Origin of the sequence: Enterococcus sp. AZ077, assembly GCF_051714965.1 — a bacterium.
GTDB classification, from domain to species: domain Bacteria; phylum Bacillota; class Bacilli; order Lactobacillales; family Enterococcaceae; genus Enterococcus_B; species Enterococcus_B hirae.
Map to the genome: position 1 here is coordinate 1,573,765 of NZ_JBIOSX010000001.1, position 12,141 is coordinate 1,585,905.

At 37.6% G+C, this 12,141-nt stretch carries 11 protein-coding genes; all 11 read right to left on the reverse strand.

The window, feature by feature from the left end:
• Window positions 1-28: 28 nt before the first annotated feature.
• Window positions 29-535, reverse strand: a complete 507-nt coding sequence (nrdR, locus tag IGL28_RS07235) for a transcriptional regulator NrdR (protein ID WP_063627173.1) — start codon at window positions 533-535, stop codon at window positions 29-31.
• Between the two features lie 443 nt (window positions 536-978).
• The gene (locus IGL28_RS07240; RefSeq protein ID WP_010737677.1) at window positions 979-1,311 is read right to left on the reverse strand and encodes a hypothetical protein; all 333 of its coding nucleotides are present in this window, start codon (window positions 1,309-1,311) and stop codon (window positions 979-981) included.
• 52 nt (window positions 1,312-1,363) lie between these two features.
• Complete coding sequence (gene coaE / locus IGL28_RS07245; protein ID WP_081127510.1) at window positions 1,364-1,999, reverse strand: dephospho-CoA kinase; 636 nt, start codon at window positions 1,997-1,999, stop codon at window positions 1,364-1,366.
• Entirely contained in the window at window positions 1,963-2,799 is an 837-nt protein-coding gene (mutM, locus tag IGL28_RS07250) for a DNA-formamidopyrimidine glycosylase (RefSeq protein WP_438843930.1), read from the reverse strand. Before mutM ends, coaE begins: the two co-directional genes overlap by 37 nt.
• 69 nt (window positions 2,800-2,868) lie before the next feature.
• Entirely contained in the window at window positions 2,869-5,514 is a 2,646-nt protein-coding gene (gene polA / locus IGL28_RS07255; protein ID WP_010719035.1) for a DNA polymerase I, read from the reverse strand.
• Between the two features lie 166 nt (window positions 5,515-5,680).
• Window positions 5,681-6,364, reverse strand: a complete 684-nt coding sequence (locus IGL28_RS07260) for a Bax inhibitor-1/YccA family protein (protein ID WP_081127507.1) — start codon at window positions 6,362-6,364, stop codon at window positions 5,681-5,683.
• Window positions 6,357-6,842, reverse strand: a complete 486-nt coding sequence (locus IGL28_RS07265; protein WP_053766813.1) for a MaoC/PaaZ C-terminal domain-containing protein — start codon at window positions 6,840-6,842, stop codon at window positions 6,357-6,359. Before IGL28_RS07265 ends, IGL28_RS07260 begins: the two co-directional genes overlap by 8 nt.
• Before the next feature lie 224 nt (window positions 6,843-7,066).
• Complete coding sequence (murC, locus tag IGL28_RS07270; RefSeq protein WP_010719032.1) at window positions 7,067-8,401, reverse strand: UDP-N-acetylmuramate--L-alanine ligase; 1,335 nt, start codon at window positions 8,399-8,401, stop codon at window positions 7,067-7,069.
• A gap of 181 nt (window positions 8,402-8,582) precedes the next feature.
• Entirely contained in the window at window positions 8,583-9,338 is a 756-nt protein-coding gene (locus tag IGL28_RS07275) for a YdcF family protein (protein ID WP_438843931.1), read from the reverse strand.
• A gap of 27 nt (window positions 9,339-9,365) precedes the next feature.
• On the reverse strand, window positions 9,366-9,851 hold the full coding sequence (locus IGL28_RS07280) for a SprT family protein (protein ID WP_081127504.1): 486 nt from the start codon (window positions 9,849-9,851) through the stop codon (window positions 9,366-9,368).
• Between the two features lies 1 nt (window position 9,852).
• Window positions 9,853-12,036, reverse strand: coding sequence for a Tex family protein (locus IGL28_RS07285; RefSeq protein ID WP_128427507.1), 2,184 nt, complete (start codon window positions 12,034-12,036; stop codon window positions 9,853-9,855).
• Window positions 12,037-12,141: the final 105 nt, after the last annotated feature.

The following is a 12,141-nucleotide window of genomic DNA, read 5'->3' on the forward strand; positions in this document are numbered from 1 at the left end:
CCTTTTATGACTTGATTTTATTTCTGATTTATTCGTTGTTTTCTTTATGATTCTCTTTATGATTCTCTTTATTATTTTCTTTTGCTTTATCAACGATGTCTTGTAATTCTTTTAAAAACACCGACATATCTTTAAATTGACGATAAACACTGGCAAAACGGATATAAGCAATCTCATCTAAATTGACCAGATCTTCCATCACGTATTCTCCGATCAACGTCGTCGATACTTCATTTTCACCAAGACTTCGCACCCGATTTTCAACATGATTTACGATTTGCTCCATTTGTTCCATCGCAACTGGTCTTTTTTCTGCTGAACGGATTAATCCTCTTAAAATCTTGTCACGATTAAATTCTTCCCGTTCCCCATTTTTTTTGATCACTAATAAAGGTGCTGCTTCAATTCTTTCAAATGTTGTAAAACGAAAAGAACAGTTTTCGCACTCTCGTCTTCGACGAATTGCTCGACCATCATCCGCTTGTCGACTATCAATCACTCGGGAATTGTTATGTTGACATCTAGGACATCTCATTATTTTCACCTCTTAATCTGAAATTTTTCTGATATACATTCATTTAATATATTGAATCAATTTATATAGTATTGATTCAACGAACATTCAAAGGATAAATTTTCACTCGATAATAGTTACGTAAATAATTACGTATGAAACAATATTTTTATGATTCACTCCTGCTTTTCATAAAAAAAGTTTCACACATGTAACTAGTTGTATTATAACATGAAACAATTCTTACAGGCGACTCTCCTGTATAAAAAACCTCGTTAGAAGAACCTTTTTTTCAATCGATTGATCGAAATTGTTCCAAAGCAAAACAATTAGGCTTGACTTTCGAGAAAACTGCATGTAAAACAGTGCTTCTTAAAAACTTCTTTCAGGTGCATACTTCAAAAAAACAGAGAGTGAGACAAAACTTGTCTCACTCTCTGTTTCAACAGTCTAAGTTATACCCATTAAAGTTTTTCTTCAATCCCTGTATAATGTTTCATTCGTTGTTCATCGATTTTTTGTTGTTCAGGAATATGATCGGATTCTGGTAAAGGTGTTTTTTTGTGTGTTGGATCATCTTTTTTTCGTTCTTGTGTCAGATCTTGCTCCTTGGCTTCTTTTTCTGCTTGTTGGTCTTCTAATTCATCGACTCTGGCTTTGTAGCGTTCATCATTTTCTTTTGCAGCTTCTGATTGTGCCCGTCCTTCATCTACCAGTTCATCTTTATTCAAGATCTCTCCTAGTTTTTCTTTTGCAGAACCGACTACTTTATCTTTTTGATTTTTAAAAGTCCCCATACCAATCCCCCTCTTTTCTTTATATTCAGCATAGCAAACTATCTAAATATACTCAAAGAAATCGATTGTTGAAGTCCGAGAGCCAACGTTCGATTTGACAAGTCAGTTCATCCTTACTACCGGAATTGTCAAAAACGATATCTGCTAATTTTTTCTTTTCTTCAATCGGCATCTGGCTTTGTATTCTTTTCTTTGCTTCGTCCAGTGTCAATTGATTTCTTTTCATCAAACGTTGCAATTGAATTTCTTCTGGAAGGTAAACGACTGCTACAGCATCCATTTCCTGTTCATAATGACCTTCAAATAATAAAGGGATATCAACGACAACTAAAGGATAATTTGCTTTTTGTTGCTTAATCTGTTCCGTAATCGCTTGACGGATAAATGGGTCTAATAAGCGATCAAGTTTTTGTCTTTGTTCTGTCGAATCGAAAATAATCTTGGCTAAAGCTACTCGATCAAGCGTGCCATCTTCTTGAAGGATTTCTTCCCCAAATTCTTGAACGATTGCCGCCAATCCGAGAGTCTGAGGTTGGACGACTTCACGGGCGATGATATCTCCATCGATCATCGGGATTTGGTGACGGCTAAAAACAGCTGCTGCAGTGCTTTTCCCAGTAGCAATTCCACCAGTTAAGCCTAAGACATAGCCTACTTGCTGATTTTTAGTCTTTGGCAATTTGGACAATAGTGCGTCCCCCTTTGCGCTACTTTTGTTTTGACGATCGGTGTATGACAACGAACACATGGCTGACCAGTCTGGCCATAGACATATAAAGCCACTTGAAAGTTACCTGACTCACCTAACGCATTGAGATAACTCCTGATCGTCGTTCCGCCAGCCTCGATTGCCCGAGACAACACGTCAATAATTGCTTTTCGTAACAACTCTGCTTCTTTGGGCTTCAATGTATCCGCTGGCTGTTCTGGATGGATCTTCGCTTCCCAAAGCGCTTCATCCACATAGATATTTCCTAGGCCTGTTACTAACTTTTGATCCAATAATAATGGTTTGATTGCTTTATGGGATTTTTGTAGACCTAAACGAAAGCCGTCCAGTAAGAATGCATCTGGTGACGGTTCGGGACCGAGTTTCATGATGCCTTTGTATGCATCACTCGCTCCTTTTTCAACTAATGTCATTCGTCCAAATTTACGTACATCATGGTATCGGAGTTGGCTACCATCTTCAAAGAAAAAAATGACATGCGTGTGTTTATCGATCGGTTCATTTTTTTCAACAAATTGGTATTTTCCTTCCATACGTAAATGTGAGATCAATTCATAATGAGTCAAACGAAAAATTAAAAACTTGCCTCTTCGATCAATAGCCAGAATCTCTTCGCCAACTAACGAAGCTTCAAAGATTGCTGTTTCTGGTTGTTCAATGATTCTTGGCCATAAGACTTGGATTTTTTGGATTTTCTTTCCAACGACTAAACGAGACAAGCCTTTTCGTACAGTTTCTACTTCTGGTAATTCTGGCATGTTTTCACCTTCGACTTATTTGCTTTTTTATCTATTTATTGAGCAGATCGGTTCAATAGTGGCAATCAGCTATTTCGCTTCATACCACGTCTTCCCCCAACTACTATCTGTAATCAATGGTACGTGTAAGGACACGGCATGTTCCATGACTTCACTTACTAATTTGTCTAATCGTTCTAATTCTGTTTCTGGCACTTCAAAAACCAATTCATCGTGTACTTGTAACAACATGGTTGCTGATAGTTTTTCTTCTTTTAAGCGTTTATCCAACTCGATCATCGCGATTTTAAGAATATCAGCGGCACTTCCTTGGATTGGGGTATTGATTGCTGTTCTTTCAGCAAAAGAACGTATATTATAATTTCGTGAATTGATATCAGGCAAATAACGTCTGCGATGGTAAAGAGTTTCGACAAATCCTTGTTCCTTCGCTTCACGAACGATACGTTCCATATATTCTTTGACTCCAGGATATTTTTCAAAATACGTATCAATATACTGTTGTGCTGCTTTTCTTGTAATCCCAAGGTTTTGTGATAAACCATAGTCAGAGATGCCATAAACGATCCCAAAATTGACTGCTTTTGCTTGACGACGCATATTTGGTGTAACATCTTCTGCTTTTTCAATCCCGAAAACACGCATAGCAGTACTTGCATGGATATCTTGTCCTTCAAGAAAGGCTGCTTTTAAATGTTCATCATTCGAGATATGAGCTAAGACACGCAATTCGATTTGTGAATAGTCAGATGAATAAATCAACCAGTCTTTTTCTCTAGGCACAAACGCTTGGCGAATCTTTCGCCCTTCATCTAAGCGGATAGGAATATTCTGTAAATTAGGATCTACTGAACTTAAACGCCCTGTTTGAGTCAATGTTTGAACATATCTGGTATGGACTTTTCCATCGGATTGAATGACTTTTAACAAACCTTCTACATAAGTTGACTGGATCTTGGCGATTTGGCGATACGTCAAGATGTCATCCACGATTGGGGCTTGTTCTCTTAATTGTTCTAAAACATCGACCGCAGTGGAATAGCCTGTCTTCGTTTTCTTGATCACCGGTAACCCCATTTTTTCAAATAAAATAACCCCTAATTGTTTTGGTGAGTTTAAATTGAAGGATTCACCAGCCTCTTGATAGATTGTTTCCTCAATCTCTTTCAATCGATTGGAGAATTCGATTTTCATTTCTTGTAAACGAGAAGCATCAACTTTGATACCAGTGATTTCCATTTCAGCTAAGATGATTGAAAGGGGTAGTTCCATCTCACGGAACAAGGCCATTTGGTTTTTTTCTGTTAATTCTTGACTTAACTTAGGTGTTAAAACATTAATGGCAGATACTTTTCTGGCAAGGTGGGCAAAAAATACTTCTTCCTCTTCCGGTAATCCTTTTTTTGCCCCTTTTCCATAAATTGCTTCATCTGACTGCACTTCATGATAGCCATAATGGGCAGCGATTCCTTCAATATCCGTACTTTTCTCATTTGTATCAAGCAAGTAGGCACCAAGCAAGACATCAAAATCGATCCCTTTTGTTTTCGTGGCATAACGATTTAAAGCCACATAAGTCCGTTTGGCATCATAGACTTTTTTCAACCGTGTTGGATCAGCTAGCCAAGCACAAAAAGCTTCGTTCTCAAATAACGCTAGATCATTCGTAACATAAATTTTTTGTTTCGTCCCCCAAGCTACACCCACGATATCTTCTGTATGGTAATTGTCTCCCATCATCTCCACATATAAAGCCATGTCAGTCGTGAACATGTCCTCATGGTATTCATGGACTACTTCAAATAGGATATCTTCAAGTTCTACTTCTTCCTCAACAAGGTCCAGCTTTGCCAGAAATTGTTTAAATTCCATTTCTTTATAAAATGGCACCAATTTCTCTAAGTTTTTCCCTTCATATTTTAATGAATCAATTGAGACTTCAACTGGCGCATCTGTATTGATCGTCGCTAATTGTTTGGATAAGAAAGCTTGTTCTTTATCATTGATCAAATTTTCTTTCATTTTGCTTTGTTTCATTTCATCAATATGCTCATAGATCCCTTCAACGGATCCATATTGTTTTAACAATTTGATTGCTGTTTTTTCGCCGATTTTCGTCACACCAGGAATATTGTCTGAAGCGTCTCCTGCCAAACCTTTCATATCAATGATTTGATTTGGCGTCAACCCATCATATTTTTCAGCCACATGTTCAGGTGTGTAACTTTCGATATCACTCACACCTTTCACCGTAATGTCTACTTTGATTTCATTACTAGCTAATTGAGTCAGATCTCGATCACCAGATAAAACAACGACATCAAATTCTTCTTTATTGACTTTTTCGGCTAATGTCCCAATGATGTCATCCGCTTCATAATTAGGTAATTCATAGTATTGGACACCTAGTCCTGTGAGTAATTCACGAATGTAAGGCATCTGTTCTTTAAATTCTCCAGGAGTTTTTGAACGGCCACCTTTGTATTCTGCATACATCTCGGTTCTAAATGTCGTCTTTCCTGCATCGAATGCAACTAATACATGAGTAGGTTGCTCTTTTTGCATCACATTTTCAAACATCGTGTTAAAAGCATAGATCGCATTTGTATGCAACCCATTTCTATTTTTAAACCGTTCTAATGAATTGTGTAAAGCAAAAAATGCGCGAAAAGCAACACTATTTCCATCTACAAGTAATAATTTATTTTTTGTCATCTGCCTAACTCCTTACTGTAAAGTTCTTATTTATTCTAACAAAGAATACTGAGGAAAGCGAAAAGAAAAACGCAAATTAACCACTTTACTGGACAAAAAAGAGTGAAAAGACTCAATGCTTTTCACTCTCATAATTATTGTTCAACTGAACGATCCATTCAATCGCTTAATTGTTACGTCCGAAAATTCTTAAGAATGCTAAGAACAAGTTGATAAAATCAAGGTATAGTTGCAATGCCAAGAAAACGGCAATTCCACTGTGTGCTGTCCCATTTGATTCTATATAGATTGACCGGATCTTTTGGTTGTCATATGCGGTAATTCCTGCGAAGATCACGACTAAAAGAAGAGAAATAAACAACTCTACTGCGCTGCTTCGTAAAATAAAGACATTTAAGACCATGGCAATAATGACACCGATCAATGCGGCCATTCCGGCACGGCCGACACCTGTCAAATCTTTTTTAGTAACCAAGCCTACAACGGACATCCCTAAAAACATTCCAGTTGCTGTAATAAACGCTCTGGTAATGCTACCGATATCATACATCGCTAATGTGACAGCTAACGTCAGTCCATTCAAGAGCGAATACGCAATAAAACCACCAATAGCTAAACTTGGGTTTTTAGCGGCTTTAACGCCCAATACAACTACTAAAATCAACTCTACGATCCAGAGACCCATAAAGCCTAAAGGGAAATTATTGATGAACGAGAAAACTTGTTGAGGATATACTTGTAATGCGAGATAAGAGATAACCGCACTTAATGCTAGTCCTCCTCCTAGATAACCATAGACCTTAGCATAGAAGCGATTCAGTCCTGTTGAAATAGTACCTTGATTATTCATATGTTTCACCTTCACTTTCAAGAGTAATCTCTAATTCTGGTTCGACCGGTGGCTGAACCATCACTACTGCATCCAATACCCGATTTTCTTCGCTATTGTTTGCTTCGACAGAGATTGTCACGACATTTTTCATTTTGTCTACTTTGATAATATCAAACTGAAAAGTCAATGTTTGATAATGGAAAACTGGCTCAATAAAATTGACAGAAAAATTGACTACATGAGACCCAGGACCTGGCAAATGCTTTGAAATTGCACTGGTGATGATGCCCATCAACATGACAGAAGGCACAATCGGTTGTTGGTATTCCGTGTGTTTCGCAAAATCATGTTGGATGTAGAGTGGATTCGCATCATTTGTTAGTCCTAAATACAATAACAGCTGATTGTCTTCAATCGATTCAGTTAAAGACAACGAGTCCCCTTCCTCCAGTTCATTGATGGTTTTTCCTAATTTACGTGGTTTACTTATGTTCAAGTTAGTAACCCTCCAGTTTATATATTGATCACTTCTTATTGTATCAAAACAGTCCAAAAAGGCAAGTTACACTGATTAAAACAAGAAAATATTAACGAAACTGAAAGAAGACAGCGATGTTGATTCCTCTTTTGAAAACCAGAAAAATCAAAAAATCTCTACCTGTTAAGTTTCATTCTTTAACAGATAGAGACTGCTTTACAATCGACTACTTAAAAAATAGATTACAATACATTCTTTGTCGTACTACTTAATAATTTTTCATACGCTTGTTCAAATTTTTGAACGTCCCCTGCACCCATAAAGATAATGACAGCATCGTGGAAATCAAGTAAAGGAGAAACATTGTCTTCTTTGATCACTTGACCACCTTTTTTGATTTTATTGCCAAGATCTTCAATTTTGACATCGCCCTGTTCTTCTCGAGCAGAGCCAAATATATCACATAGATAAACTTTATCTGCAAGATCTAGTGCTTCTGCAAACTCATCCATCAAAGCAATTGTGCGGGTAAATGTATGAGGTTGGAAAACTGCAATGATTTCTTTATCAGGGTACTTTTGTCGAGCCCCATCGATTGTTGCTTTGATTTCAGCTGGATGATGGGCATAATCATCTACAACTGTCATATCAGCTACGATTTTTTCGCTGAAGCGACGTTTTACACCTGGGAATGTTAACAATTCTTTCGCTACTTCTTCTTGGTCTAGTTTTTCAAAATAAGCAACTGCGATCACGCCTAATGCGTTTAATATATTATGTTTGCCAAAAGCAGGAACAGTGAAATGTCCCACAAATTCATCTTTGTGGTACACATCGAAAGCTGACCCCGTCGTTGTGCGTTCGATATTCCGAGCTTGGATATCATCATCTTCAGAAACACCATAATAATAGATCGGAACATCTGCTTCTAATTTTCTTAAGTAAGCATCGTCTCCATAGGCAAAGATCGCTTTTTTCACTTGATTTGCCATTGATTGAAATGCGGTAAACACATCATCAATACTTGTATAATAATCTGGATGATCAAAATCAATATTTGTCATGATAACATAATCAGGCGAATATGCTAAGAAATGGCGACGATATTCACAAGCTTCAAATGCAAAAAATTCTGCTTCGGGATCGCCATGTCCTGTGCCATCACCAATTAAATAACTTGTTGGACGAATGCCAGTCAACATATGTGAAAGTAATCCTGTCGTACTCGTTTTACCATGTGAACCAGTCACTGCAATACTCGTGTAGTTTTGGATAAAGTCGCCAATAAAGTCATGATAACGAACAACTTCTAATCCCAACTCTTTCGCTCTTTGAATCTCCTCATGCGTATCTGGGAAAGCATTACCAGCAATGATCGTCATTCCAGGTTGAACATTCTCTGCATCAAAAGGCAAAATTTTGATATTTGCTTTTTCTAAATCCCTTTGTGTAAAGAAATATTTTTCGATATCTGATCCTTGTACTGGTAACCCTTGCTCGTGTAAGACAAGTGCCAATGAGCTCATTCCTGATCCTTTAATACCAACAAAATGGTATAATTTATTTTGATTTTCCATTTGAATCCTCTTCTCTTAAATATCATCCATTATTTTGTTTTCTATTACAACACGTTCCTCATTATCATATAAACCTAAAAAAATTTCAACCAAATATATTTGAAGAGGTTACTTACTTGAAAAATCGTTCAAATTTAAAAACTGGCTAACGCTCTCGTTTGGTCTACTAGGGATGATTTTCTCATGAACGCAAGAAAGTTCCTGAAACAGAAGAACGGATCCGTTGATAGGCTGACCAAACTTTTTGTGGGATGTCCACATGATTCATATAATTTTTCCCATTTGGTCCATAGCCCTGTTCATCATCCTTCAAACGAACCATTTCTCCTAAAACTAACGCATAGAAATAATCTTTCGACCATTGATCGTTCAACTCTGGCTGAGAAAAATGTAACTCTTCCGCTAGTTCAATTAATTGGGGAACAAATGGGACATAGTTACACCATTCTACTCCTGTGCCTTTCCAGACCTTCTCAAAAGTTGCTCTGGTACGTCGCTGTAATGTTGGATCATTCATAAGAAAAATCCGTTCAGGTAGAGCGCCCTTTTTTTGAAGGATCGTCAAGGCATGTTGTGCATTTTCCCCAGAGTTCGTCGAGGTTGTTTCTAAAATGAATCTTTCAGTTGGAATGTGGTATTTTTCTGTTAAGTAACGAAAACACATCTCACTTTCACTGAGTCCATCCTCAAATAAAATCCCTTGCTTTGCAAAATTTTGGCGAATCACCTTAGTAGCATGTCCGATTCCTCCGACTAGAAAAATTTGCTGCACTTGTCCTTGCAAATACAGTTCAGCTGCCTTATCAGCAAGAATCGGTAAGCCATTGCCTGCTAGAATCACTATTGGTGCCGAATCATTTGTTCTTTGATCACTTGCATCAGCCAAAAAGGATAGCAAACAATTCCAATCTTTCAATTGTTCCCCTTGATTCGTCATGAGCTTTTTTCTCCTTTTTAAGATTTTTTACTTACTGGAAAGCTGTTCATTTGGCACTTTATCCAGTGTTTCCTTCCAAATCAAACGCCCTCGACATTTCCCGCAAACATAGCGTTTGGTATCGATTTTTCGCTTGCGGTAAATATCGGTTGTACAACTAGCACACTGATACCATTCAATTTTAGTCGTTTTCTTAGCAGAAAGAGCAGGAGCGTATCTTAAACCACCCGTTTTTTTTAGTAAGGCCTTAAAATCAGCATCTCGATGACGATAACCTTTATTAGCTAAATGCAAATGATAATGACATAATTCATGTTTAATGATTGCAACTTTTGTCGCTTCATCCACTTCTTGAAACATCTTCCAATTAAAATCTAAATGATGGTCGTTTAAGTGATAACGTCCCCCTGTAGATCGCAAACGAGAATTGAACTTTGCTTGATGCTTAAAGGGCAATGAAAAACTATCTAGCGAGATTTTTTCAACGAGTTGCTGCAATTCGATTTCTGTCACTTTATTTCGCCTCATAAGGGGAAAGCATCGTTAAACTGATTCTTCCTTTATTGACATCAACAGCTTCAATCCAAACTGTTACAACATCGCCTACAGAAACGACATCAGTAGGATGTTTAACAAATTTTTTACTTAATTTAGAAAGATGAACTAATCCGTCTTGCTTTACACCGATATCAACAAACGCACCAAAGTCGATTACATTCCGTACAGTCCCTTTCAACTCCATCCCTGGTTTCAAATCTTCCATACTTAAAACATCTGAACGCAAGAGTGGGGCTGGCATTTCATCCCGCATATCTCTACCAGGTCGGGTTAACCCTTCAAGAATATCAGCTAACGTTTCTTCTCCTACAGATAATGTTTTGGATAAATGAGTGGAAGAAAGTTGAGATAGGGTTTCGATTGCTTCTTTTTTACCTAATGCTTTTTCTGATAACCCGTTGCTTTTTAGAATTTCTTTTGCAATTGGATAGCTTTCTGGGTGAATGCCTGTATTATCAAGAATGTTTTTCCCACCTGGTACACGGATAAACCCGATCGCTTGCTCATAAGCCTTTGGTCCTAAGCGAGGAACTTTTTTCAATTGCGCTCGCGTATCAAACGCACCATTTTCTTCTCGATAAGTCACAATATTTTGAGCAGTTGTTTTATTCAAACCAGAGATGTGTTGCAATAATTGAGGGCTTGCAGTATTAACATCCACACCCACTTGATTGACCACAGTTTCTACTACAAAATCTAATTGTTCCGCTAAACGTTTTTGAGAAACATCATGTTGGTATTGTCCAACTCCTACAGCTTTAGGGTCAATCTTCACTAATTCAGCTAATGGATCTTGCAAACGTCGAGCGATCGACACTGCACTTCGCTCTTCCACTTGGAGGTCAGGAAATTCTTTGCGGGCAATATCACTTGCAGAATAAACAGAAGCTCCCGCCTCATTCACGATCGCATAGTACGCTTTATGATCAGCTGATTTTAATTGTTCAGCAACAAATTGTTCTGATTCACGGCTAGCAGTACCATTTCCTATTGCGACCATATCTACTTGGTATTGGTTGATCAATTGAACAAAAGCAGGTCCTGCAGCTTCACGTTTCGCTTGAGAAGCAGGTTTATGCGGATAGATGACTTCAATTGCCAAAACTTTACCTGTCGCATCTACTACAGCTAACTTACATCCTGTACGATAGGCTGGATCGAATCCTAAAACGACTTTTCCTTTTAAAGGAGGTTGTAACAAGAGATTACGGAGGTTTTCTCCAAAGATCGCAATTGCTTGCTCATCAGCTTTTTCAGTTAATTCATTGCGCACTTCCCGCTCAATCGCAGGTTGAATAAACCGTTTGTAACTATCTTGATAAGCATTCCTAACAAACATAGTTGCGGGAGAAGCTGGGTTATTGATCAATTGCCGCTCCAAATAAGACAAAATAGGTTCCTCTTCCACTTGGAGTCCGACTTTCAAAATACCTTCTTTTTCACCACGATTCGTCGCTAAAATGCGATGAGAGACGATTTTATGAATGGGTTCGGCATAATCATAATACATTTCATATACCGCTTTTTCATCTAACTCCTTCTTTTTAACGACACTGACATAAGAACCTTTATTGTAGGTATAGGAGCGTACCCACGTTCTGTAAGTTGCATTATCACTGACTTCTTCAGCAATGATTTCGTGAGCGCCTTGCAATACTTCCTCGACCGTATGAACTTCTTTTTCATCATTGAGGTATTTTTTTGCTTCTGCATAGACATCTTCATTGGGCAATTGGCGAAGCCACTGGGCAAAAGGCTCTAATCCTTTTTCTTTTGCGATCGTCGCTTTCGTTCTGCGTTTTTGTTTATAAGGACGATACAAGTCTTCTACTTGTTGCATTTTAACTGCTAAAGTAATGTCTTTTTTCAATTCTGGCGTTAGCTTACCTTGTTCATCGATTAAACGAATCACTTCTTGTTTTCGTTTCTCTAAGTTTTCTAAATAAGCATAACGCTCTTCAATTTCTCGAATTTGTACCTCATCTAAGCTACCGGTCATTTCTTTTCGGTAACGTGCAATAAATGGGACAGTATTTCCTTCGTTCAATAAATTCAATACGGTGGTAAGTTGTTTTGAATGATACATCGTTAGTTCTTTTTGAACTAACTGGACAATTGTTTGATTTAAATTCTCTGCCATCAATATACTCCCTTTTTAAGTTAAAGCCATTTTCATTATTCCCTGTTTCTAAATAAAAATGGTGGATTTTCTCACATACTTATTTATTTTATCATATTTGATAAC